Annotated in this window: 22 protein-coding genes; 17 read left to right on the top strand and 5 right to left on the bottom strand. The window is 71.1% G+C overall.

All coding sequences use genetic code 11. From position 1 onward, the window contains the following. Positions 1-19 precede the first annotated feature (19 nt). The 3 genes from ACIA8X_RS43370 (at position 20) to ACIA8X_RS43360 (ending at position 1,774) form a co-directional block, all read left to right on the top strand. Positions 20-478: an Rrf2 family transcriptional regulator gene (locus ACIA8X_RS43370; RefSeq protein WP_093910565.1), complete on the top strand. Its 459-nt coding sequence runs from the start codon at positions 20-22 to the stop codon at positions 476-478. Positions 479-673: 195 nt separating this feature from the next. Beyond that, positions 674-838: a hypothetical protein gene (locus ACIA8X_RS43365; RefSeq protein WP_393460852.1), complete on the top strand. Its 165-nt coding sequence runs from the start codon at positions 674-676 to the stop codon at positions 836-838. Between the two features lie 90 nt (positions 839-928). Further along, a complete protein-coding gene (locus ACIA8X_RS43360; protein ID WP_393460849.1) occupies positions 929-1,774 on the top strand; it encodes a glutathione S-transferase C-terminal domain-containing protein in 846 nt (281 codons plus the stop codon). Between the two features lie 48 nt (positions 1,775-1,822). Here ACIA8X_RS43360 and ACIA8X_RS43355 read toward each other — a convergent pair whose 3' ends face one another. Next, on the bottom strand, positions 1,823-2,563 hold the full coding sequence (locus tag ACIA8X_RS43355) for a class I SAM-dependent DNA methyltransferase (protein WP_393460846.1): 741 nt from the start codon (positions 2,561-2,563) through the stop codon (positions 1,823-1,825). A 176-nt stretch (positions 2,564-2,739) separates the two neighbouring features. On the opposite strand from ACIA8X_RS43355, the gene ACIA8X_RS43350 reads away from it, so the two are divergent. Next, complete coding sequence (locus tag ACIA8X_RS43350; protein WP_393460843.1) at positions 2,740-4,341, top strand: FAD-binding oxidoreductase; 1,602 nt, start codon at positions 2,740-2,742, stop codon at positions 4,339-4,341. On the opposite strand, the gene ACIA8X_RS43345 is transcribed toward ACIA8X_RS43350, so the two are convergent. Further along, complete coding sequence (locus ACIA8X_RS43345) at positions 4,328-5,617, bottom strand: cytochrome P450 (protein ID WP_393460840.1); 1,290 nt, start codon at positions 5,615-5,617, stop codon at positions 4,328-4,330. The two genes, ACIA8X_RS43350 and ACIA8X_RS43345, sit on opposite strands and share 14 nt — an antisense overlap. A 16-nt stretch (positions 5,618-5,633) precedes the next feature. Then, positions 5,634-6,998: a glutamine synthetase family protein gene (locus tag ACIA8X_RS43340; protein ID WP_393460837.1), complete on the bottom strand. Its 1,365-nt coding sequence runs from the start codon at positions 6,996-6,998 to the stop codon at positions 5,634-5,636. 284 nt (positions 6,999-7,282) lie between these two features. Between ACIA8X_RS43340 and ACIA8X_RS43335 the strand changes: the two genes are divergently transcribed. From ACIA8X_RS43335 to ACIA8X_RS43290, 10 genes are all read left to right on the top strand, one after another. Beyond that, positions 7,283-7,471, top strand: a complete 189-nt coding sequence (locus ACIA8X_RS43335; protein ID WP_393460834.1) for a ferredoxin — start codon at positions 7,283-7,285, stop codon at positions 7,469-7,471. Between the two features lie 4 nt (positions 7,472-7,475). After that, entirely contained in the window at positions 7,476-8,684 is a 1,209-nt protein-coding gene (locus tag ACIA8X_RS43330; protein ID WP_393460831.1) for an NAD(P)/FAD-dependent oxidoreductase, read from the top strand. Positions 8,685-8,695: 11 nt separating this feature from the next. Next, the gene (locus ACIA8X_RS43325; protein ID WP_393460828.1) at positions 8,696-9,508 is read left to right on the top strand and encodes an acetoacetate decarboxylase family protein; all 813 of its coding nucleotides are present in this window, start codon (positions 8,696-8,698) and stop codon (positions 9,506-9,508) included. Between the two features lie 122 nt (positions 9,509-9,630). Continuing rightward, positions 9,631-11,094 carry an aldehyde dehydrogenase gene (locus ACIA8X_RS43320; RefSeq protein ID WP_393460825.1) on the top strand — a complete coding sequence of 488 codons (1,464 nt, stop codon included), beginning with the start codon at positions 9,631-9,633 and terminating at the stop codon, positions 11,092-11,094. Then, positions 11,087-12,022 (top strand): 3,4-dihydroxyphenylacetate 2,3-dioxygenase, encoded by a 936-nt coding sequence (locus ACIA8X_RS43315; RefSeq protein WP_393460822.1) that lies wholly within the window; start codon positions 11,087-11,089, stop codon positions 12,020-12,022. Before ACIA8X_RS43320 ends, ACIA8X_RS43315 begins: the two co-directional genes overlap by 8 nt. Positions 12,023-12,033: 11 nt before the next feature. After that, positions 12,034-12,879, top strand: a complete 846-nt coding sequence (locus ACIA8X_RS43310; protein WP_393460819.1) for a fumarylacetoacetate hydrolase family protein — start codon at positions 12,034-12,036, stop codon at positions 12,877-12,879. A gap of 134 nt (positions 12,880-13,013) precedes the next feature. Next, positions 13,014-13,658 carry a TetR/AcrR family transcriptional regulator gene (locus ACIA8X_RS43305; RefSeq protein WP_393460816.1) on the top strand — a complete coding sequence of 215 codons (645 nt, stop codon included), beginning with the start codon at positions 13,014-13,016 and terminating at the stop codon, positions 13,656-13,658. A gap of 182 nt (positions 13,659-13,840) precedes the next feature. Continuing rightward, positions 13,841-15,286 carry an APC family permease gene (locus ACIA8X_RS43300; protein ID WP_393460813.1) on the top strand — a complete coding sequence of 482 codons (1,446 nt, stop codon included), beginning with the start codon at positions 13,841-13,843 and terminating at the stop codon, positions 15,284-15,286. Between the two features lie 113 nt (positions 15,287-15,399). Next, the gene (locus ACIA8X_RS43295) at positions 15,400-16,890 is read left to right on the top strand and encodes an aldehyde dehydrogenase (protein WP_393460810.1); all 1,491 of its coding nucleotides are present in this window, start codon (positions 15,400-15,402) and stop codon (positions 16,888-16,890) included. Beyond that, entirely contained in the window at positions 16,887-17,588 is a 702-nt protein-coding gene (locus tag ACIA8X_RS43290) for a gamma-glutamyl-gamma-aminobutyrate hydrolase family protein (RefSeq protein ID WP_393460807.1), read from the top strand. The genes ACIA8X_RS43295 and ACIA8X_RS43290 overlap by 4 nt, the downstream gene beginning before the upstream one ends. Positions 17,589-17,653: 65 nt before the next feature. On the opposite strand, the gene ACIA8X_RS43285 is transcribed toward ACIA8X_RS43290, so the two are convergent. After that, entirely contained in the window at positions 17,654-18,226 is a 573-nt protein-coding gene (locus ACIA8X_RS43285) for a MarR family winged helix-turn-helix transcriptional regulator (protein WP_393460804.1), read from the bottom strand. A gap of 48 nt (positions 18,227-18,274) precedes the next feature. Beyond that, positions 18,275-18,727 (bottom strand): hypothetical protein, encoded by a 453-nt coding sequence (locus ACIA8X_RS43280; RefSeq protein WP_393460801.1) that lies wholly within the window; start codon positions 18,725-18,727, stop codon positions 18,275-18,277. 690 nt (positions 18,728-19,417) lie between these two features. Here ACIA8X_RS43280 and ACIA8X_RS43275 point away from each other — a divergent pair. From ACIA8X_RS43275 to ACIA8X_RS43265, 3 genes are read left to right on the top strand one after another with little or no spacing between them, the layout of a single operon-like run. Further along, positions 19,418-20,293 (top strand): glycosyltransferase, encoded by an 876-nt coding sequence (locus tag ACIA8X_RS43275; protein WP_393460798.1) that lies wholly within the window; start codon positions 19,418-19,420, stop codon positions 20,291-20,293. 51 nt (positions 20,294-20,344) lie between these two features. Then, on the top strand, positions 20,345-21,463 hold the full coding sequence (locus ACIA8X_RS43270) for an ABC transporter substrate-binding protein (RefSeq protein ID WP_393460795.1): 1,119 nt from the start codon (positions 20,345-20,347) through the stop codon (positions 21,461-21,463). 53 nt (positions 21,464-21,516) lie between these two features. Further along, the gene (locus tag ACIA8X_RS43265; protein WP_393460952.1) at positions 21,517-22,302 is read left to right on the top strand and encodes an ABC transporter ATP-binding protein; all 786 of its coding nucleotides are present in this window, start codon (positions 21,517-21,519) and stop codon (positions 22,300-22,302) included. Positions 22,303-22,338 lie beyond the last annotated feature (36 nt).

Below are 22,338 nucleotides of genomic sequence, written 5' to 3'. Positions count from 1 at the left end.
GGTGATGGATAATCTCGCTATGCGGATCTCGGCGAGAGCGGACTATGCGGTGCGGGCGGCGTTGGAGCTGGCCGCGGCAGGGGACGACACCTCGCTCAAGGCGGAGGCGATCGCCGAGGCGCAGGGCATCCCGCACAAGTTCCTGGAGGGCATCCTCGGCGACCTGCGCCGGGGCGGCCTCGTGGTGAGCCAGCGGGGCGGCAAGGGCGGCTACCGGCTCGCCCGCCCGGCGGACTCGATCCCCATCGCGGACGTGATCCGCGTGGCGGACGGCCCCCTGGTCTCGGTGCGCGGCGTACGCCCGCCCGACCTCTCCTACGTCGGCCCCGCCGAGTCCCTGCTGCCGCTCTGGATCGCCGTACGCGCCAACGTCCGCAAGATCCTCGGCGAGGTCACGCTGGCGCATGTGGCCGCGGCCAAGCTTCCGGATGACGTCCTGAGCCTCGCGGACGACCCAGAGGCCTGGACGAACCCCTGACGGTCCCACCGGCCGACTCCGTACCCTCGTCCGCCCCGTACCCTCGGCCGACTCCCTACCGTCGGCCGATGCCCTGGCCGCCGCACCCGCTGCGGAATCCCCGACCGGCGTCTCATTGCTCGGCGGCCCTCTTGACGCGGCTCGGATCCGGCCCGAGACTCCAGTACGGGAATCCTAGTGAATTGGTAGGGAAATATGGGCCGCTCCGCGCTGGACCTCGGCAGTGACACGGTCCGTGTCGCCGTCCGGCCGCTGCCCCTTCTGCCCCTGCTGACGTCCCGTCGCCACATCGACCTCGAGCGTGTGTGCAGCGCGGCAAGTTCCCCGCACGGTGCGGGCATCGCGACCGCCCGCCCCTGAACCTCACCTCACGTACCGCATTCCGGCCGCGCCGAAGCCGCCGCGCGCCATCGCCGTCGTATGCCCGTGACCGAGCACCCAGGGAGACGTATGTCCGCCCCATCCCCGACCGCCGTGCCGTCCTTCCGGAGCAGGATCGGCTGTGACGCGCGCAGCGGGTACTACGCCGCGCCCCGTCGTTACCGCCTCCATCTGACCCTGTCGTGTCCGCGCTGTCTGCGCATCGCCGTCACCCACAGCCTGCTCGGCCTGGACGACACCCTCCCGGTGATGCTGCTGCCCGCCGTGCCCGATGCCCCGGACGGCGGACACCAGGAGCTGCGCCCGCTGTACGAGGCCAGTTCGCACCAGCACCCGGGAGCTGCCGTCGCGCCGGTGCTCAGCGACACCTGGTCCGGCACGATCGTGAGCACCCACGCCCCCGACATCCTGCGGGACCTGGCCCGCCGGTTCGGCGGTGACGGCCCGGACCTCTTCCCGCGCGGCGCCGAGGAGGCCGTCGAGGCCATAGCCCGGCTCTGCGAGCAGGACATCACCGCGTCCGCGCAGCGCGCCGGGGAGCCGGGCGTCGACCCGGCGGCGCGCGACACCGCGCTCGCCTCCCTGCTGCACGCCCTGGACACGCTGGAACGGCGGCTGGCCTCCCAGGAGTACGTGCTGGGCGGCGAACCGACCCTCGCCGACGTCGAGTTGTGGGTGACCCTGGTCCAACTGGACACCGTGCACCGCCACCACCTGGACGCCACCGCGGTGCACCACATCACCGGCCACCCACGCCTCTGGGCCTACGCCAAGCGCCTCGCGGCCCACCCCGCCTTCGGCACCCACCTCGACCTGGACGGCATCGCCCGCAGGCACCACGCCCACTGCCGGGGCATGGAGGCGGCGGGCGCGGCGGTGCAGATCGTGGACTGGGCGGCGTACGCAGGGGGATAGGTACGTTCGAGGACGAGACGTCGCCCCACAGCCGGCCGTGTGGAACGGTCAGTCGGCCGGCTTCTCCCACACCGACACATGCTTGCCGCTCTCGCTCGTGAACGGCGCGCGCGTCCAGTCCTCCCACCGGTCGCACAGCCGCAGACCGGCGAGCCGTGCCATCAGGTCCAGCTCGGCCGGCCAGACGTACCGGAACGGGATGGTCCAGTGCTCCGCGCGGCCGTCGACGATGGTCACGTAGTTCGAGCTCATCGCCTGCGTGGCGACGTCGTACCTGTCGAACGCCCAGCGGGTGTCGCTGATGTGGAACGGAACGGCGCTCTGCCCCGCGGGGAGTTTCCGCAGCTCCGGCACCATGACCTCGACGACGAAGCGGCCGCCGGGCGCCAGGTGCGCGGCGACGTTGCGGAAGCAGGCGACCTGGGCGTCCTGGGTCGTCAGATTCATGACCGTGTTGAAGACCAGGTACGCGAGGGAGAAGGTCTTCTCCACGCGCGCCGTCGCGAAGTCCCCGATCGTCACGTCGATCGCGTCGCCGCCGGGCTTCGCGCGCAGCCGGTCCACCATGGCGCGGGACAGGTCGATGCCGTGCACCGGGACGCCGCGGGCGGCCAGGGGCAGGGCGATGCGGCCGGTGCCGATGCCGAGTTCGAGTGCCGGGCCGTTGCCGGCCAGTTCGGCCAGCAGGTCGACCGTCGGATCCACCATGCCGGGGCGGAACATGTCCGCGGCCGACTCGTCGTAGTCGGCAGCGATGTTCTCTGGGAAGTAGCCGTCGTCTTCGATCACGCCGGGACGGTACTCCCCGCCGCGCCGCCGGAGCACCCGGTTTTCCGCGAGCGGTGGACGGTGGTGCCGGCACCACCGTGACGCGGGGGTTTGGGACGACTGCCCTCGATGCCTTCGCCACCTAGATTCGTGAACCGAAGGAAGCGGAGACCCGGAAGAAGGCACGAGGACCCGGCATGAGCGCTTTAAGCAGGAGGAACGTACTGCGCGGCGGCCTGGTCGCCACGACGGCGGGGGTCGTGGCGCCCGGGCTTGGGACGCCGGTCGCGGCGGCCGGCGACGGGGGTTCCTGCCCTCCGCCGCCCGGACCGGCCATGGTCGGGCCCGGCGATGCGCGGTTCCCGTCCCTGGCGACCCGGGGCTACAACCGCCGGTTCGTGGGCAGGCCGGAGCACGTCTGGGTGGTCGGCACGACCGCGCACGTCGTACGGGCCGTGCAGCAGGCGGTGGACGGCGGACGGCGGATCACGGTCCGCAGCGGCGGCCACGGCTTCGAGAACTTCGTCGCCGACCCGGCCGTGGAGGTGGTCGTCGACATGTCCGGCATGAACGGCGTCGCGTACGACCCGGGCCGCCGCGCCTTCGCCGTCGAGGCCGGTGCCCTGCTGGGCGAGGTGTACCGGCGGCTGTACCTGGGCTGGGGCGTGACGGTCCCGGCGGGCTGGTGCGCCGACGTCGGCGTCGGCGGGCATGTCCTGGGCGGTGGCTACGGTCCGCTGTCCCGGCTGATGGGCCTGTCCGTCGACCACCTGTACGCGGTCGAGGTGGTTGTCGTGGGCCGCGACGGCAGGGCACGCAGTGTGGTCGCCACCCGCGAACCCTCCGACCCCAACAGGGACTTGTGGTGGGCGCACACCGGCGGCGGAGGCGGCAGCTTCGGCATCGTCACCCGCTACTGGTTCCGCACCCCCGGCGCCGACGGCGACGACCCGTCCGCCCTGCTGCCCGCACCGCCGGCCGGTGTGCTGAGCTTCTCGGTCTCCTGGGACTGGCAGCAGCTCGACAAGACCTCCTTCGCCCGGCTCGTCCGCAACCACGGCGAGTGGGCCGAGAAGCACAGCGCCCCCGACTCGCCGTATCTCGCCCTCTACAGCGAACTCGCCCTCACCCGCCGCCTGTCGGGATCGGTCCTCATGATCGGCCAGGTGGCCGCCGACTCCGGCGCCGAGCGCATGCTGGACGAGCACATCGCCGCGATCAACCGGGGCGTCCCGGTCCAGCCGGTCCGCACGCTGCGGAACCAGCCCTGGCTGGCCGCTGCCCTGGCCGGCTCACCGGGCGACCCCGGCCCGGTCTACCGCCTGAAGGTCAAGTCGGGCTACCTCCGCCGACGCTTCACCGACCGGCAGATCGACGCCCTGCACCACCACCTCACCCGGTCCGACTACGACCACCCGGGCGGCGGCGTGAGCCTCTACACGCACGGCGGCAAGGTCAACACCGTGGCCCCGGACGCGACCGCCACGCCCCACCGCGACGCGAGCATCAAGATGTTCTACGTCAACGGCTGGGAGGACCCCCGCGACGACGCCCGGCACATCGGCTGGCTGCGCGAGCTCTACGAGGACCTGTACGCCGACACCGGCGGCGCCCCCGCCGCGGCCGACGGCGCGTTCATCAACTACCCGGACACCGACCTCGCAGACCCCGCCCGCAACACCGGAGCCCCCTGGCACGACCTGTACTTCGGCGACAACTACCGCCGCCTCCAAGGCATCAAGGCGAAGTGGGACCCCCGTAACGTCTTCCACCACGCCCTGTCGGTCAGGCGAGCGTGACCTCGACCGGCAGCTTCTTGATGCCGTTGACGAAGTTGGAGCGCACGCGCGTGACGGCGCCGGTCAGCCTGATGTCGGCGATCCGCGGGATCAGCTCCTCGAACATGATGCGGATCTCGGTACGGGCGAGCAGATTGCCCAGGCACAGGTGCGGGCTGCCCTTGCCGAAGGTGACGTGGTCGTTGTCGGCGCGGGCGACGTCGAAGTCGTACGGATTGCCGAAGACCTCCTCGTCGCGGTTGCCGGAGGCGAACCACATGACGACCTTGTCGCCCTCCTTGACCCGCTTGCCGCCGAGTTCGACATCACGCGTCGCCGTGCGGCGGAAGTGGTAGACGGGGGAGGCCCAGCGCAGGAACTCCTCGACCGCCGTGGGGATCAGGGACGGGTCCTCCTGGAGGCGGGCCAGCTGCTCGGGGTGCTGGAGCAGGGCCAGCATGGAGTGGGAGATGGTGTGCCGGGTGGTCTCGTTGCCGGCCACCACCAGGAGCAGGAAGTAGTTGTCGAAGTCCTGCGGGGAGAGCGGGACGCCGTCGCGCGGGGTCGTGTTGACCAGCCGCGAGACCAGGTCCGTACCGTCACCGCCGCGGCGCTGCCGGGCCAGCTCCCGCCCGTACTCGAACACTTCGATCGAGGCGGGGGAGCGGAACGGCAGGTCGCGGTACTTCTCGCTCTCCGCGCTGTGCAGCAGCACGTCCGCGTAGTCCGGGTCGGTGTTGCCGATGATGCGGTTGCCCCAGTCGATGAGCCGCTGGTTGTCCTCCGGCGGCACGTCGATCAGCCGGGCCAGGACGTTGATCGGGAAGTCCGCGGAGACGTCGGCGACGAAGTCGAAGGTGCCCTTGGTCAGGGCCGCGTCCAGGGTCTTGGCGGTCAGGCCGCGCAGGAAGTCGGCGTAGCTGTTGATGACGCTCGCGCCGAACTGCCGCTGGATCACGCTGCGCAGCGCACGGTGCCGTACGCCGTCCAGCTCCAGGATGGAGGCACGCTTCTTGATCTGGTCGTCGTCGACCTCTTCGAGGTTGACGAACCGCGTCGACGTGAAGGTCTCCGCGCCACGGTCGACCCGGGCGATGTCGGCGTGCCGGGTGACCGCCCAGAAACCGGAGTTGGGCGCCTCCTCGGGCTGCCAGTGCACCGGGTCCTCGTGGCGCAGGGTGTGGAACATCCGCCACGGGGTGACCCCGTCGGTGAAGTTGTCCAGGTCGGCGAGGTCGACGTCGGCCAGCGGCATGGGCTCGTTCACCGCGGCGGAGAGGGTCTCAGTCTGGGTCATCAGGGGCTCCAGGGCGTCACAGGTGGTAGGCGTACTCGGTGAACTCCCAGTCGGTGACGTGCCGTTGGAAGCGTTCGACCTCGTTGCGCTTGTAGGTCAGGAAGGATGTGGTGAAGCCCTTGCCGAGCAGGTCGGTCAGGGCGGTGTCCGCCTCCAGCGCGTCCAGCGCCGCGGACAGGTCCCTCGGCAGCACGGCCGCCCGGGCGGTGTCGTAGCCGTAGCCCTCCAGCGGCGCGGGCGGCTCCTCACCGGCCTGGATGCCGAGCAGCGCGGCGGCGATCGTGCCGGCGACGAGGAGATAGGGGTTGGCACTGGCGTCCCCGAGGCGCAGTTCGACGCGGGCACCCGAGCCGCGCTCCGGCGGGATGCGGACCATCGCGCTGCGGTTGTCCAGCCCCCAGTCGATCAGCCAGGGCGCGAGGGTGTCGGGCCCGAAGCGCTTGTACGAGTTGACGGTCGGGTTGGCCAGCGCGGCGAGCGCGGGAGCGTGGGCGACGATGCCGGCGACGGCGTGCCGGGCGATGGCCGAGAGGCCGTACGCGCCCGCGGGGTCGTCGAAGGCGTTGCCGCCGCCTTCCTCGTCGGCGGCGTCGCAGGACAGGTGCAGATGGAAGCCGGAGCCGCCCGCGTCCCCGTACGGCTTGGCCATGAACGTGGCGAGCCGCCCCTCCTTGCGGGCCAGCTCCTTCACCGCGGCCTTGAAGCGGAACGCGCGGTCGGCCGCGTCCAGCGCCTCGGAGTGGGTCAGGTTGATCTCGTACTGGCCGCCGTCGAACTCGTGGTTGCCGGTGATCACGCCGAGGTTCAGATCGCGCAGATGCCGCAGGGTGCGCAGCAGGTGGTTGTCGGGGTCGGCGCGCAGGCCCGCGGTGTAGATGGCGCCGGTGGTCTCCGGGGCGCGGCGCCAGCCGGTGGGCGTGCCGGGGGCGGGCTCCAGCAGGAAGTACTCCAGCTCCGGGCCGATGACGGGACGCAGGCCCTGCTCGGTACAGCGGGCCAGCACCGCGCGCAGCAGATCGCGCGGTGACTCCGGGGCGGGGGCTTTGGTCGCCGGGTCGGTGACCTCGCCGAGGCAGGTGGCGACGCCGGGCTCCCAGGGCAGCACGGCCAGGGTGGACAGGTCGGGGCGTACGGTCACGTCCGGCAGACCGGCGTCGAGGCCGCCCGCCACGGGGACCACGTCGCCCTGCGGGCTGGTGTGGTAGACGGCCCGGCAGAAGGCCAGACCGTGCTCGCGGGCCGACGGCAGATGGTCCACCAGGACGTCCCGGGCGCGGTCGGTGCCCATGAGATCGGGATAGATCACCCGGACCACGTCCACACCCTCGGCGGTGAGCCGCTCCATGTGTCGGCGGATGTCTGGGATGTCGTGAGCGCTCACCGATGTCTCCTCGGGCGGATGGGGAAGGTGGCGTGGGGACGACCTGAGCAGCGGGTGCGGGGCGACCCGGGCTCATCGTTTGAACCCGAACGGTATGGATGCGATTAGCCGTACCGCAAGAGGGCGGCGTCAAAAATTTATCCACCTGGACAGGTATTGACCAGGGTCGAGCGACTTCCTATGTTGTTTGAAGCCAAACGAGTCAGGGGTTCGGTTATCGCACCCCTTTGGCCAAGGGCCCGGCCACAGGCCGGCCGGGCCCCTCACTCCCAGGAGGACCGGCCATGAAGGTCGTCGTCGACATGAACAAGTGCCAGGACCACGGCCAGTGCGTCTTCGCGGCCCCCGACGTCTTCTCGATGGACGGCGACGGACACCTGGTGTACGTCTCCGACCCCGACGACGCGCTGCGCGACGAGGTCGAGGAAGCCGCCGACGTCTGCCCGTTGCAGGCCATCCGGATCGAGGGCTGAGCCCATGACCGGACGCATAGTCGTCGCCGGTGCCTCGATGGGCGGCCTGCGCGCGGCGGAGCAGCTGCGCGCGGCCGGCTGGACCGGCACGATCACGGTCGTGGGCGACGAGCCCCACATGCCCTACAACCGGCCCCCGCTCTCCAAGGAGGTCCTCGCGGGCAAGGCGCCCTTCGAGTCGCTGGCCTTCACCCCGAAGCGGGCCGCCGCCGACGTGGAGTGGCGGCTGGGCACGAAGGTCGTGGCGGCCCGCCTGGCCGAGCGCACGGTCGCTCTCGACGACGGTGCGGAGATCTCCTACGACGGCCTGGTCGTCGCCACCGGCATGCGCCCCCGGCGCCTGAGGTGCCCCGGCCCGCTCACCGGCCGCCACACCGTGCGCACCCTCGCCGACGCCCAGGGGCTGCGGGACGAACTGACCTGCCCCGACGCCCGCGTGGTCGTGGTCGGCGCCGGGTTCATCGGCTGCGAGGTCGCCGCCACCGCCGTAGGACTCGGCGGCCGCGAGGTGACCGTCGTCGATCCGCTGCCGCTGCCCATGGTCGGACCGCTCGGCGAACTGCTCGCCCGCGCGCTGCTGAAGCGGCACGAAGAACGCGGGGTGCGCTTCGCGCTCGGCACGGGAGTCGCCGCCTTCGAGGGCGAGGACCGCGTCACCGGTGTCGTCCTGGACGACGGGACCGTGCTGCCCGCCGACGTGGTCGTGGAGTCGGTCGGCTCCGTCGCCAACGTCGAGTGGCTTGAGGGCAACGACCTCGACCTCACCGACGGCGTGCTCACCTGTGAGCGGCTGCGGGTGGGCGGACGGCCGGAGGTCGTCGCCGTCGGCGATGTCGCCCGCTTTCCCAACGCCCGCTACGACGGCGTTCCCCGGCGCGTCGAGCACTGGTCGATCCCGACCGATTCCGCCAAGCATGCCGCGAAGGTGCTGGCCGCTCATCTCGCCGGTGCGGAGGGGGAGTTGGCTCCCTTCGCGCCCCTGCCCACCTTCTGGAGCGACCAGCACGACTTCCGGCTCCAGTCGTTCGGGGCGCCCGTCCTCGGCCTCGACGACGTACGAGTCCTGGACGGCGACCCCGACGGCGACGTCCTGGTGGGCTACCACGCCGACGACCGGCTGGTCGGCGTCGTCGCGCTCGGTGGCCACAGCGCCGCCATGGGTGCCGCCCGCTATCGCACCCAGCTGCTGAAGCAGCCCGCCCTCACCGCGTAAGGAACACCGTCATGTCCTCTGTTCGTGGTTACTTCCACCCCAAGACCGGCAGTGGTGTCGCGTCGCTGATTCCGTCGCCTCCGTGGCGTTACTCCGGTGACCTGCTGACTGTCGAGTACCGGACCGATCCGGCGCGGGTGCGGGAACTGCTGCCCGAGCCGCTGGAGTTGGCCGACGAGGATCCCGGTGCGGTCGCCTTGATCTGGGCCGACTGGCAGTCGTGCTCGGAGTCGGGGGCTGAGCTGCTCGATCCTGTGCTGGCGCAGTACAAGGAGGCCTTCGCGGTCGTCCGGTGCCAGTACCGGGGGCAGACGTACTCGCGGTGTGTCCACATCTGGGTGGACAAGGACTTCGCCATCGCGCGTGGGCTGCATCAGGGGTATCCGAAGAAGCTCGGGTCCATTCATCAGACTCGGCCGCATCCGTACGGGCCCGCTCCGCGGATCGAGGCGGGGGCGCGGTTCGGGGCGACGCTCGCTGCGACGGATCGGCGGTTGGCGCAGGCCGTCGTGACGTTGCGGGAGCCGTCGGAATCGAACGGGTTCGTCAATGGGCATCCCATGGCTCATCACCGGTGGTTGCCCTCGATCGAGAAGGGCAAGGGGTTGGCTCTCGATGAGCTGATCGAGTCCGGGGCTGCTTCGTTCGAGGGGGGTCAACCGTGGGTCGGGGACGCCGAGTTGGAGTTGTTCGAGGCGCCTACGGAGGAGCTTGCCCGGCTGGAGGTTCGTGAGCCGATTGCCGCGTATTACCGGCAGGTCGGGGTGGTTTGGGATGGGGGGCGGCTGCTGGAGGTCGGTACGTCGGAAGCGTCTGCCGGGTGAGGCGGGTGGTCGGGTGCAGGTTGCGTTGTGGCTGGTCGCGCCCACGCGGCGGAGCCGCACATCGATACAGCCCCGCGCCCCTGGGTTGGTCAGATCCCCTTCGTTTGAATGGAGCCCTTCTTATGACTGACAAGATCGTCGTCGGCGGTGTTTCCGTCGACACCCGGCACTGGATCGGTGGGCGGCGGGTCGCCTCCGGCGACACCTTCACCGATACCTCTCCCATTGACGGCAGCGTCCTCGGCGAGATCGCCCGCGGCGGCCCCGCCGAAGCCGGCGCCGCCGTTGCCGCCGCTCGCGATGCCTTCCCCGCCTGGGCCGCCACTCCCCGCGCCGAGCGCGCCCGCATCCTGCACGCCATCGCCGACGGTGTCGAGAAGCGGCTCGAAGAGCTGGCCATCGTCGAGACCACCGACAACGGTGCGCTGCTGCGCTCCCACCGCCGGGGTGTGATGCCTCGTGTGGCCCACAACTTCCGGTTCTTCGCCGACTGGCTGCTGGAGCTGGAGCACGAGGACTTCGAGACGCGCGGGCACACGAACCATGTCTCGTGGGACCCCGCCGGTCCGTGTGTCCTCATCACCCCGTGGAACGCGCCGCTGATGCTGGCCACCTGGAAGGTCGCCCCGGCGCTCGCGGCGGGTGACACCGTCGTCCTCAAGCCCGCCGAGTGGTCCCCGCTCACCGCATCCCTCCTCGCCGACATCGCGGCCGAGGCGGGACTGCCCGCCGGTGTCCTCAACGTCGTCCAGGGCTACGGCTCCGAGATCGGCGACGCCCTCACCTCGCACCCGGACGTGCGCCGGATCAGCTTCACCGGTTCGGTGCCGACCGCCCGGCGCATCGCCGCGTCCGCCGCCGCGAACCTGACCCCGCTCAGTCTCGAACTCGGCGGCAAGTCACCCCTGTTGGTGTTCGCCGACGCCGATCTCGACCTCGCCGTCGACCTCGCCGTGGAGCAGTACGACAACGCCGGGCAGGTGTGTCTCGCCGGGACGCGTCTCCTCGTCGAGGCGTCGGTTGCCGAGGAGTTCACGCGGCGGTTCGTCGAGAAGGCCGACGCCTTGAAGCAGGGTGATCCGCGGGACGAGGCCACCGACATCGGGCCGAACATCCATCCCCGCCAGCTGGAGAAGATCGACGGCTTCGTGCAGAGGGCCGTCGCGGCCGGGGCCCGTGCGGTGATCGGGGGGCATCCCAAGGACGGGCAGTACTACGCGCCGACCCTGCTCACCGATGTCGCCCAGGACTCGGAGATCGTGCAGGAGGAGGTCTTCGGGCCGGTCCTGACCCTCCAGACCTTCGGCAGCGAGGAAGAAGCCGTACGCCTCGCCAACGACACCCGCTTCGGGCTCGCCGCCACCCTCGCCACCGGCGACCCCGAGCGCGCCGAACGCGTCACCGCTCAGCTCGTCGCGGGCACCGTCTGGGTCAACTGCTTCTTCGTCCGTGACCTCCAGGCGCCCTTCGGCGGCTCCCGGCTCTCCGGCGTCGGCCGCGAGGGCGGCACCTGGAGCTTCGACTTCTACTGCGACCTGAAGAACACCGTGACCGCCCCGACGGGATGGAGCCGCAACCATGGGTGAGATCGTCGGGGCCGGGCTGCTCGCGCACGTCCCCACCATCGTGCTCCCGGAGGAGGACCGGCTGGAGCTGAACGAGGGCAGGGAGATCACCCTCGTCACCGGGCTTCGGCAGCTCCGCGGGGACGTCTTCGAGCGGGACGACTACGACACCGTCGTCGTCCTCGACTCCCACTGGGCGACCACCGTGGAGTTCGTCGTCACCGCCCAGCAGCGCCGCGCCGGGCTCTTCACGTCCGAGGAGCTGCCGCGCGGGATGTGCCGGATGCCGTACGACTTCCCGGGCGACCCCGAACTCGCCCGCAGCGTCGAGAAGTTCGCGGACAAGCACGGCACCTGGATCACCGCGATCGAGGACGAGTACCTGCCGATCTACTACGCCACCATCAACCTCTGGAAGTTCCTGGGGGAGGGGCTGCCGGACAAGCGGTGGGTGACCATCGGGGTCTGCCAGACCGGTGACATGGAGGATCACCTGCGGCTCGGGCGGGCGTTGGCCGACGGTATCGCCGCCACCCCCGGGCGACGGGTTCTGCTCATCGCCTCCGGGGCCCTCTCCCACACCTTCTGGCCGCTGCGCGAGCTGCGCGACCACGAGGCCAGCGACCCGGTGCACATCTTCACGCCCGAGGCCCGCGAGGCCGACCACGAGCGGATCGGCTGGTTCAAGGAAGGCCGCCACGACAAGGTCCTCGACACCATGGACGCGTTCTGGAAGTACAAGCCCGAGGCGAAGTTCTTCCACTACCTGATGATGGCCGGCGCCCTCGGCGAGCAGGCCTGCGGCGCCAAGGCACGCCAGTACGGCGAGTACGAGAACTCCATCGGCACGGGCCAGGTCCATCTGTGGTTCGACCGCCCGGCCGACGGCTGGACCGGCACCGGTCTGCCCGCCGCCGACCGTTCCCCGCACAACCCCCACCGCGCCTAGGAAGGCCCGCCATGCCCGAGTACCGCCGCATCCTCCTCGACGGCGCCGCCGTCCAGGTCACCGTCGACGGGGACGAACTCGTCGCCGGAGACGGCCGCCGAGTGAAGATCGAGGAGGCTCAGCACCTGCCCCCGGTCGTCCCCTCCAAGGTCATCGCCGTCCACCTCAACCACCGCAGCCGGGTCGACGAGTTCGGGATCGAGCTGCCGGACACACCCACCTACTTCCACAAGCCGACCTCCTCCCTCAACTCCCACAACGGCGCCATCGTCCGCCCCGAGGGCTGCAAGTGGCTCAACTACGAGGGCGAGGTCGCCATCGTCATCGGGAGGACCGCGCGGAACATCTCCCCGGCCGAGGCGGGGGAGTACATCGCCGGGTACACGGTCGCCAACGACTACGGGTTGCACGACTTCCGCGACACCGACGCCGGTTCCATGCTGCGGGTGAAGGGGTCGGACACCCTGTGCCCGCTCGGGCCGGGCCTGGTCACCGACTGGGACTTCCACGGCAAGCGGCTGCGGACGTATGTCAACGGGGAGGTGGTGCAGGACGGTTCGACGGACGAGATGAAGTGGGACATGCACTATCTCGTCGCGGACATCGCCCGCACGATCACCCTGTATCCCGGGGACGTGCTGCTGTCCGGGACGCCCGCCAACTCCCGGCCCGTGCGGCCCGGCGACGTCGTCGAGGTCGAGGTGGAGGGCCTCGGGCGGCTCACCAACCACATCGTCACCGGTCCCACCCCGATCCGGGTCGACGTGGGCGCCCAGCCGACCGAGTCCGAGGAGGTGCTGTCCACCGCGCTCGGCGGTGACTGGGAGTTCCGCGGCATCCGGCCGCCGCAGCGGTGACCAGGGATACTGCGGTGGCCAAGCGTACGGCAGTGACCAGGCGTGCGGCGGTGGCCAGGCGTGCGGCGGTGGCCAGGCGTGCGGCGGTGACCGGGCCGACGGCGGTGTCCGAGGCGGCGGGTAAGGTCGCGAACATGACCGCACCCGCCGCAGGGCCCGAGGAAGGCAAGGGGCCCGAGGACCGCAAGCCGCGTCGGCGCATGAACTACGGCGAGGGCCGCGAAGCCCTGCTGAACGCCGCCGTGCGCGTCGTGGCACGGGGCGGGCTGCGCAAGCTCACCTACCGGGCGGTCGCGCAGGAGGCGGGCACCACACACGGACTGGTCGTCCACCACTTCGGCTCGCGCGACGCGCTGATCGAGGAAGCACTCGCCCACGCGATCCGCACCTCGCTCAGCACCAGCGCGCTCGAACCGGGCACCGGCAAAGTCGCCGACTTCTCGGTCGGCGTCTCCGACATGGTCACGGCCGATCCGGACATCCAGGCCTTCCAGTACGAGCTCCTGCTGGAGGCCCGGCGCCGCCCCGAGCTCCTCCCGCAGATCCGTGCCCTGTACGACGACTACTTCGACGCCACCGAGCGCGAGCTGTCCCGGATGCTGCCCGACGGTGCCGACCGCCCGCTGACCCGGCTGATCTTCGCCGCCCTGGACGGGCTCGTGCTGCACCAGCTCGTCTTCGGCGAGCCCGAGACCACCGACGCCGCGATCGAGGAGCTGCGGGGCCTGCTCCGGCTGCTGGCGGCCGACGGGGACGACGTCCCGGAGAACAAGGGCTGAGCAGCGCTTTTCGGTACCCCGGGCGCCTGTGGCCCGGGGTGCTCTTCGTCGTCGTGGCAATTCCTGTTCGTCGTCGTGCCAATTCTTGGCGGCACCCCTTGCCAAACGGATAGTTCCAGCCCACCATGAGGCAACTCGTTTGGCCTGAAACGAAGTCCTCTTCTCCCAGGCAGGTGATCCGAGTGGACAGTCAGACGGCGGTCAGGAACCAGACGCCCGACGCCTCCACCGCAGGCAAGCTCAAGCCCAACTCCCTCGGCGTGCTGGGCATCCTCTTCTTCGTCCTCTCCGCCCAGGCGCCGCTGACCGGCATCGCGGGCGCCGTCCCCATCGCCGTGGCCATCGGCAACGGCGCCGGGGCCCCCGCCGCCTATCTCGCGGCCGGTCTGATCACCCTGCTCTTCTCGGTCGGCTTCGTCGCCATGGGCCGGCATGTCGTGGACGCCGGGGCCTTCTACCGGTACATCGGCAAGGGGCTGGGCAAAGACCTCGGCAACGGCAGCGCGGGGATCGCCCTCTTCGCGTACTGCGCGATCCAGGCCGCCATGTACGGCCTGTACGGGGCGACCGTCAGCGGCCTGCTGGCGCACTACACCGGCGCGGACGTGCCCTGGTGGGTGTGTGCCCTGGTCACCATGGCGATCGTGCAGATCCTCGGGGCCCTGGGCATCGAGATGGGCGCGAAAGTGCTGGCGGTGTTCGTGCTGGCCGAGTTCAGCATCCTGAGCGCCTTCGCCGTCGTCACGCTGGTCAAAGGCGGCGGGCCCGAGGGGCTCGGGCTCGCGGACACCTTCTCGCCGGGCGCCGCCCTCGACGGCGCTCCGGGCGTGGCGCTGATGTTCGCCGTGGCGTCGATGATCGGCTTCGAGGCCACCGCCATCTACGGCGAGGAGGCGCGCGAACCGCGAAAGACCGTGCCCCGCGCCACCTACCTCGCCGTCGCCCTCGTCACCGGCTTCTTCGCCTTCGCCTCCTGGATGCTGATCTCCTCCTACGGAGCCTCGAAGGCGGCCGGGGCCGCGGGGGCGGCGCTGGAGAGCGGCGACTCGACGGCGTTCGTGTTCGCGCCGATCGCCGACCAGTTCGGCCCCTGGGTCAACGACGTCCTGCCCATCCTGCTGGCCACGTCCCTCTTCGCCGGCATCCTCGCCTTCCACAACTCGGCCAACCGCTACCTGTTCTCGCTCAGCCGCGAGGGGCTCCTGCCGCGCAGGCTGGCGGCCGTCAACCGACGGCACTCGCCCGGTGCCGCGGGCTTCGCGCAGACGTCGATCGCCGTCCTGCTGGTGATCCCGTTCGCGCTGGCCGACAAGGATCCGGTGCTCACGCTGTTCTCGTGGGGGAGCGGTATCGCCGTGCTCGCGATCATGCTCCTGTACTTCCTGACCTCGGCCTCGGTCGTCGCCTTCTTCCGGCGCGAGCGCCTCGACGCCCGGCCGTGGAACACGCTGATCGCGCCCGCGCTCGGGGCCGTGGGGATCGCCGGGGCCATCTGGCTGGTCGTCGAGAACTTCACGACCCTCATTGGCGGCGACCGGACGACCGCTGTGTGGCTGCAGGTGACCGTTCCGGCCGTGCTGGTGCTCGGGGTCGTCGCCGGTCGGCTGACGCGCTCGGCCCGTCCGTAGGGCACGCCCGTCGTCCGGCTGAGCGGTCGCCGGCCGGGCGACGGGTGGACGGTCCACCTCTGACCGTATTGTTTGAAATTTGTTTGCAATCAAACGTTATCTGGAGGTCCCGCATGCTGCACGCCACCCACGAGGAGTGGCTGCGTCGCGCCAAGTCCCCGGATCTGCCCGGCGCCCATCACATCGACGGCACCGACGAACCGGGCGGGGGAGGGACCTTCGCGGTCGTCTCGCCCCGCGACGGCCAGGTGCTGGCGCAGGTCGCCGACGGGGGTGCCGCCGAGGTGGACGCGGCCGTCGCCGCCGCGCGCCGGGCCTTCGACGCCGGGCCGTGGCCGCGCCTCGCGCCGGTCGAGCGCGGCCGGGTCCTGCTGCGGATCGCCGACCTGCTGGAGGAGCGGCGCGCGGAACTGGCGCTGACCGTCAGCCTGGAGATGGGCAAACCGATCACGGACGCGTACGACATCGAACTGCGCGCCGCCATCACCACCTTCCGCTGGTACGGCCAACTCGCCGACAAGCTCACCGACGAGTCGCCGCACACCGCCCCCGACGCGCTCGCCCTGGTCACCCGCGAACCGGCCGGTGTCGTCGGAGCGGTCGTCCCCTGGAACTTCCCGCTGACCCTGGCCGGTTGGAAGATCGCCCCAGCCCTCGCGGCCGGCTGCACCGTCGTACTGAAGCCGTCCGAGAACTCCCCGCTGTCCGCCCTCCTCCTCGGCCGCCTGGCCACGGAGGCCGGTCTGCCGCCCGGCGTGCTCAACGTGGTGAACGGCGAGGGCCCCGTCGCCGGACGCGCCCTCGGACTCCACCCCGACGTCGACGTCCTGGCCTTCACCGGCTCCACCGCCGTCGGCCGCCACTTCCTGCACTACGCGGCGGACTCCAACCTCAAGCGCGTCTGGCTCGAACTCGGCGGCAAGTCACCGAACATCGTCCTCCCCGACGCCCCCGACCTGGAGCGGGCCGCCGCCACCGCGGCCTGGGGCATCTTCTTCAACCAGGGCGAGATGTGCACGGCTCCCTCCCGGCTTCTTGTGCACTCCTCCGTCGCCGAACGCGTCACCGAGGCCGTCGTACGCCGCGCCCGCGAGCTGCGCGTCGGCGATCCCCTCGACCCGGCCACCGAGATGGGCGCCCTGGTCGGCGAGGCCCACCTCGGCCGCGTCCTCGACCACATCGGCACCGGCCGCGACGAGGGCGCCCGGCTGCGCACCGGCGGCGAGCGGGTGAACGCGGAATCGGGCGGCAGCTACCTGGCGCCGACCGTCTTCGACCGGGTCGACCCGGGCATGCGGCTCGCCCGTGAGGAGATCTTCGGCCCCGTCCTGTCGGTCCTCGCCTTCGACGACCTGGACGAGGCGGTACGGCTGGCCAACGCCACCGAGTACGGCCTCGCCGCCGGCCTGTGGACCTCCGACCTCTCCACCGCCCACCGCGTCTCCCGCGCGCTCAAGGCCGGCACGGTCTGGGTCAACTGCTACGAGGAGGGCGACCTGACCGTCCCCTTCGGCGGCATGAAGCAGTCCGGCAACGGCCGCGACAAGTCAGCGCACGCCCTGGAGAAGTACACCGAACTCAAGACGACCTGGATCCAGCTGTGACCCGCCCCCTGATCGCCGTACCCGCCCGCTTCTCCGCCACCACCTCGGCGCTGCGGTACGCCGCCGAGGTGAACGCCCGCGCCCTGATCGAGGCGGTGTGGCGAGCGGGCGGTGAACCGGCGAGCATCCATCCCGCCTCCGGGGACGTCGCCGCACGCCTCGCCCGCTTCGACGCCGTCCTGCTCCCCGGCGGCGGCGACCTCGCTCCGCGCCGCTACGGCGCCGCCGACATCCACGACAGCGTCTACGACGTCGACGACCTCCAGGACACCTTCGATCTCGAAGTCGCCCGGTACGCAGTGGAGTTGGGCGTACCCCTGCTGGCCGTCTGCCGCGGTCTGCAGGTCGTGAACGTCGCGCTCGGCGGCACGCTGGAGCAGGACATGGGCGGCCCCGAAGGTGAACACCGGCACGTCGTCCACCCGGTGGCGATCCGGCCCGGCACCCTGCTGGAGCAGGCCGCCGGCGCCGAGAAGGCGGAGGTCTCCTGCTACCACCACCAGCGGGTCGACCGCCTCGGCGAGGGCCTCACGGTCACCGCACGTGCCGACGACGGCACGGTGGAAGGGCTCGAACTCCCGGGCGCGAAGGGCTGGTTCACGGCCGTGCAGTGGCACCCCGAGGACACCGCCCACCGTGATCCGGCACAACAGGGGCTCTTCGACGCCCTGGTAGGGGCCGCTCGCGGGCGCCCGTGAGCCGCGGGGCGCGCTCCAGGTCCATCAGCGCGCCCCGCGCCCCCGTTGCGCAGCCGGGCGGCGTGTCACGCCTTCGGGCGGCGCCCACTGCGTCGCGGTGCCGGCTCGGCCCCGTCGAGCAGGGTGAGCCGGCGTTCCTCGCCCTGCTCCTCGACCTGGAGCACCACCCGGCGCAGCCCCTCCGCGACGCTCCGGCACTCCTCGCCGCTCAGCCGCCCGGCGACGAAGGCCTCCTCCTCGTTGAACGCCGGGAACAGGCGCCGCATCAGCGACTCGCCCTCCTCGGTCAGGCTGAGCAGCACCAGCCTGCCGTCGGTGGGGTGCCCGGCCCGCTTCAGCAGCCCGCGCCCCTCCAGCGTCCGCGACACCCCGGTGAGCGTCCCCTTGGAGATGCCGGCCTCCTCCGCGACATGCCGGGTCTCCGACTCGCCCCACACCCACACCACCCACAGCACCACGAACGCCGTCCAGGTCAGATCGGCCCCGCGCAGCACGGAGTTCTCCAGATGCTGCCGGACCGTCGAGGCGGCACGGTAGATGTTGGCGACGACGGCCATCTGATCCCGGTGCAGCGGGATGCCGCCGAGCTTGGCCTCGGCCCGTTTCTCGGCTTCGGTGATCGATCGTTGGCCGGGCATGGCACACTCCTTCGCCGCGGGCTCGTCGGACAGCGGTGTCGTTCGGGTTCAAATTGTACGGAGGGCCGGCTGCTGTCCGCCCCGGGGGGAGCCCGCGCCCTGCTCACTCCCCCCAGTCGAGCTGATGCTCGGGCGTGCCCACCGACCTCCCGTACGCGATCGCCTCGGCCCTGCCCGCCTCGTCGCCGCGCCGGTAGCGGCTGATTCGATATGCGGCTGGCGCCGCGTGGCTTTCCCGGCGAACACGACCACGCGTTCGTCCCCGGCGCCGAAGTCGACGTACCAGCCGTGCTCCGGCTCGAGCGCGACCGCGAACGCCTCCGCGAGCCCGGTGACGTCGTCGCCGTCGGCCTCCCACTCGACGAACGTCCACAGCGCCGGCTGCCCCGCGGTCGCACTCTCCGAGACGTCGACCCGGCTGACCTTGCGCAGGCGCAGGCCCCGTGGCCGGAACTCGGCGCCGGGGCGAAGGCTCTCGCCGATGAGGTATCCGGTGATCACGTGCGGTCTCCCTTCGCTGTGCAATGCAGCCATCTTGCCCGGTACACGTCAATGATGCGAAACTTCGGCATCGATGCCTGCCCGCGAGCCTGTCGGCGCATCGGGCACACCCGGCGCCTCGTCGCTGTACGCGCGGAGCACATCCGGATCGCCGCCGAGGACGCGGGCGCCCCATGCGCGGCACGGTCCTCGACATCAGCTGCTTCGGCGGCTCCTCGCGCATCGCGGTCGCGGTCCCGGTACCGGACGGGAGACACACTTGAGCGGACCCCTGACCATCCTCTTCGCGCCGGAGAGCGCCTACGGCCCGACCAACAACTGCATCGGCATCGGGGACGTGTTACGCCGCCGCGGCCACCGCGTGGTGTTCGCCGCCGAGGCGTCCTGGAAGGGCCGGCTCACCCACCTCGGCTTCGAGGAGGACCTCGTCGACCTGGCGCCCCACCCGAACAGCCCCAGGAGGCAGGCCAGTTCTGGAAGGACTTCGTACGGGACACCGCGCCCGAGTTCAGAAAGCCGACGATCGAGCAGCTCGGGACCTGGGTCCGGCCGGTCTGGGAGGAGCTGGTCTCCGGCGCCCGCTACTGCGAACCCCGGCTCAAGGAGATCGTCGAACGGGTCCGGCCCGACGTCATCGTCGAGGACAACGTCGTCTGCTTCCCCGCTCTGACCACGGCGGGCGTTCCCTTCGTGCGGATCGTGTCCTGCAACCCGCTGGAGGTGAAGGGCGAGCACATCCCTCCGCCCTTCTCCGGGTACCCGGCCGACGACCGCACGGGCTGGGCCGAGTTCCGTGCCGAGTACGACCGTACGCACCGCGACGTATGGGCGGCGTTCAACACCTGGGTCGTGGAACAGGGCGCAGGGCCGCTGCCCGACCTGGAGTTCATCCACGACGGCGACCTGAACCTGTACCTCTACCCGGAGATCGCCGACTACACCGAGGCCCGCCCGCTGGGCCCCACCTGGCACCGGCTGGACTCGTCGGTCCGTGAGACCGACGAGGCGTTCACCCTGCCGCCGGAGATCGCCGACCGCCCGGACGGCAGCGCGCTGATCTACTTCAGCCTCGGCTCGCTCGGCTCCGCCGACATCGACCTCATGCGCCGGGTCATCGCCTCACTGGCCCGCACCCCGCACCGCTACATCGTCTCCAAGGGGCCGCTGCACGACGAGATCGAACTCCCGCCCACCATGTGGGGCGCTGAGTTCCTCCCGCAGACCCGGATCCTCCCGCTGGTCGACCTGGTCATCACCCACGGCGGCAACAACACGACCACGGAGTGCCTGCACTTCGGCAAGCCCATGATCGTGCTCCCGCTGTTCTGGGACCAGTACGACAACGCCCAGCGGGTCGCCGAACTGGGCTACGGCGTCCGGCTCGACCCGTACCGCTTCACGGACGGTCAACTCCACGGCGCCCTGGCCGAGTTGCTCGATGACGCGCGTCTGCGGAGCGCCCTGGACGATGCCTCCGCGACGATCCGGGCCCGCGACGGGCTGCGGGCCGCGGCGGACCTCATCGAGCGACGTGGCCGCGGCCCGCACACGAACGAGCGCGGTTGATCCCCGACCGCGGTTGATCCCCGACTCCCCGAACCGACAGAGGTGCCGAACATGAAACGTTCCCCCTTGAGGCTGGGCGTCGGAGCCCTGACCCTTGCCGCCCTCGCCGCGCTCACCGCGTGCGGAGACGGCGACTCCTCCTCCGACGGCGACTTACGCACCGAGGCCACGCTCGACGTCGCCATACCGTCGGCCGTGTTCGCCCCCAAGGAAGAGGTCGCCACCTACGCCGTGGCCGACGCCGAGGGCTATTTCGCCGCGGAGAAGCTCAAGGTCGACGTCCTCAACACCGACGGCTCGGTCGCCGCGGTCCAGGCCGTCGCCTCGGGCAGCGCCGACATCGCGCCGGCCGACGCGGGAGCCATCCTCGCCGCCCGGGAGAAGGGCGTCCCGGTCAGGGCCGTCGGCGGCCTGGTGCGCAACTGGCCGTGGCGCATGGCGGTGCTGCCGGACAGCGGGATCAAGACCGCCGCCGACCTCAAGGGCAAGAAGGTCGGCGTCATCAGCCTCGCCTCCGGTTCGGCCATCTACGCCCGTGCGTACGCGGGCGACGCCGGCCTGGACGCGGCGGGGGACGTCGAACTGCTGCCCGTCGGGGTGGGCGCGCAGGCCCTGGCCGCGCTGGCGGACGGCAAGGTCGATGTGCTGGCGCTGTACACGCAGGCGTACACCACCATCGAGAACACCGGCACCGAGTTCCGCTACCTGGACAACTCCGAAGCCTTCGAGGGCATCCGCTCCCTCACGTTCGCGGTGACGGAGAAGACCCTGCGGGAGAAGGCGGCCGTACTGACGGGCTATCTGCGGGCGTCGTACCAGGCACTGCTCTTCTCCGCGGTCGCCCCCGAGGCCGCCATGCGCGACGGCTACGAGGCCTTCCCCCAGCTGCTCACCGGCAAGAAGGCCGACGACCGCGTCGGTGACGACACCAAGACCCTCCAGGCCTGGATCAAAACCGCCGTTCCGCCGGCCGGTGAACCCGCGAGCTTCAAGGACTGGGGTGCGATCAGCGAGCAGGAGTGGAACAAGACGGTCGCCTATACCAGGACGTCCGGCCAGATCACGGGGGACGTCGAACTCGCCGACCTGTGGGACGGCAGCCTGCTCGACGGTGCGAACGACTTCGACGCCGCGGCCGTGATCGAGAAGGCGAAGGCCGCCCGGCCGTGAGGAGCCTGGGCCGCCGTCGTCGCCGCAACGCGGCTCCCGTACCGGACGTGGACGTGGACGAGGACCGCTGGATCGAGATCGACGCACTGCACAAGGTCTACCGGCCGCGCAGATCCGAGCCGACCCACGCGCTCACGGACATCGCCCTCACCGTCCGGCGCGGGGAGTTCGTCTCGGTCGTCGGCCCCTCCGGGTGCGGCAAGACCACGCTGCTGAAGATCCTCGGCGGGATCGTGCCGGGGAGCGAGGGCACGGTCAGGGTCGCGGGCCGCGAGGTGACGGGGCCGCTGCCCGAGGTGGGCATGGTCTTCCAGGCGGCCACCCTCCTGCCGTGGCGCACCATCGTGCAGAACGTGATGGTGCCAGTGGAACTGCAGCGGCTCGACGCCCGGGTGTACCGGGAGCGGGCCGAGCGGCTGCTCGCGCTCGTCGGTCTCGACGGCTTCGAGGACAGGTACCCCCATGAGCTGAGCGGGGGGATGCAGCAGCGCGCCGGAATCTGCCGGGCCCTGGTGCACGACCCGGCCGTGCTGCTGATGGACGAACCCTTCGGCGCGCTCGACACCCTGACCCGTGAGCACATGAACGTCGAACTCCTGCGGATCTGGCGGGAGAGCGGGCAGACGGTCGTGCTCGTCACCCACTCCATCCCCGAGGCGGTCTTCCTCTCCGACCGGGTGGTCGTGCTCAGCCCGCGCCCCGGCCGGGTGGCCGAGATCGTCGACATCGACCTGCCCCGCCCGCGTGCGCTGAGCGTCATGACCTCGCCCCGGGCGGGGGTGGAGGTCGAGCGGATCCGCGTGCACTTCGACGCGGGCGCCGCCCTGACCGACTCATGAAAACGCCCGAACGGCCGAAACGGCCCGAACGGCCCC

Source organism: Streptomyces sp. NPDC051738 (genome assembly GCF_044453205.1).
Lineage (GTDB): Bacteria > Actinomycetota > Actinomycetes > Streptomycetales > Streptomycetaceae > Streptomyces.
Note: the sequence above shows the minus strand (reverse complement) of the source record. Positions and strands in the feature narration are given on the sequence as shown.

Bases quoted from the DNA above. Each gene is read 5' to 3' on its own strand.
- ACIA8X_RS43370 (WP_093910565.1), top strand. From the start codon at position 20: ATGCGGATCTCGGCGAGAGCGGACTATGCGGTGCGGGCGGCGTTGGAG.
- ACIA8X_RS43365 (WP_393460852.1), top strand. From the start codon at position 674: ATGGGCCGCTCCGCGCTGGACCTCGGCAGTGACACGGTCCGTGTCGCC.
- ACIA8X_RS43360 (WP_393460849.1), top strand. From the start codon at position 929: ATGTCCGCCCCATCCCCGACCGCCGTGCCGTCCTTCCGGAGCAGGATC.
- ACIA8X_RS43350 (WP_393460843.1), top strand. From the start codon at position 2,740: ATGAGCGCTTTAAGCAGGAGGAACGTACTGCGCGGCGGCCTGGTCGCC.
- ACIA8X_RS43345 (WP_393460840.1), bottom strand. From the start codon at position 5,617: ATGACCCAGACTGAGACCCTCTCCGCCGCGGTGAACGAGCCCATGCCG.
- ACIA8X_RS43335 (WP_393460834.1), top strand. From the start codon at position 7,283: ATGAAGGTCGTCGTCGACATGAACAAGTGCCAGGACCACGGCCAGTGC.
- ACIA8X_RS43330 (WP_393460831.1), top strand. From the start codon at position 7,476: ATGACCGGACGCATAGTCGTCGCCGGTGCCTCGATGGGCGGCCTGCGC.
- ACIA8X_RS43325 (WP_393460828.1), top strand. From the start codon at position 8,696: ATGTCCTCTGTTCGTGGTTACTTCCACCCCAAGACCGGCAGTGGTGTC.
- ACIA8X_RS43320 (WP_393460825.1), top strand. From the start codon at position 9,631: ATGACTGACAAGATCGTCGTCGGCGGTGTTTCCGTCGACACCCGGCAC.
- ACIA8X_RS43315 (WP_393460822.1), top strand. From the start codon at position 11,087: ATGGGTGAGATCGTCGGGGCCGGGCTGCTCGCGCACGTCCCCACCATC.
- ACIA8X_RS43310 (WP_393460819.1), top strand. From the start codon at position 12,034: ATGCCCGAGTACCGCCGCATCCTCCTCGACGGCGCCGCCGTCCAGGTC.
- ACIA8X_RS43305 (WP_393460816.1), top strand. From the start codon at position 13,014: ATGACCGCACCCGCCGCAGGGCCCGAGGAAGGCAAGGGGCCCGAGGAC.
- ACIA8X_RS43295 (WP_393460810.1), top strand. From the start codon at position 15,400: ATGCTGCACGCCACCCACGAGGAGTGGCTGCGTCGCGCCAAGTCCCCG.
- ACIA8X_RS43285 (WP_393460804.1), bottom strand. From the start codon at position 18,226: ATGCCCGGCCAACGATCGATCACCGAAGCCGAGAAACGGGCCGAGGCC.
- ACIA8X_RS43270 (WP_393460795.1), top strand. From the start codon at position 20,345: ATGAAACGTTCCCCCTTGAGGCTGGGCGTCGGAGCCCTGACCCTTGCC.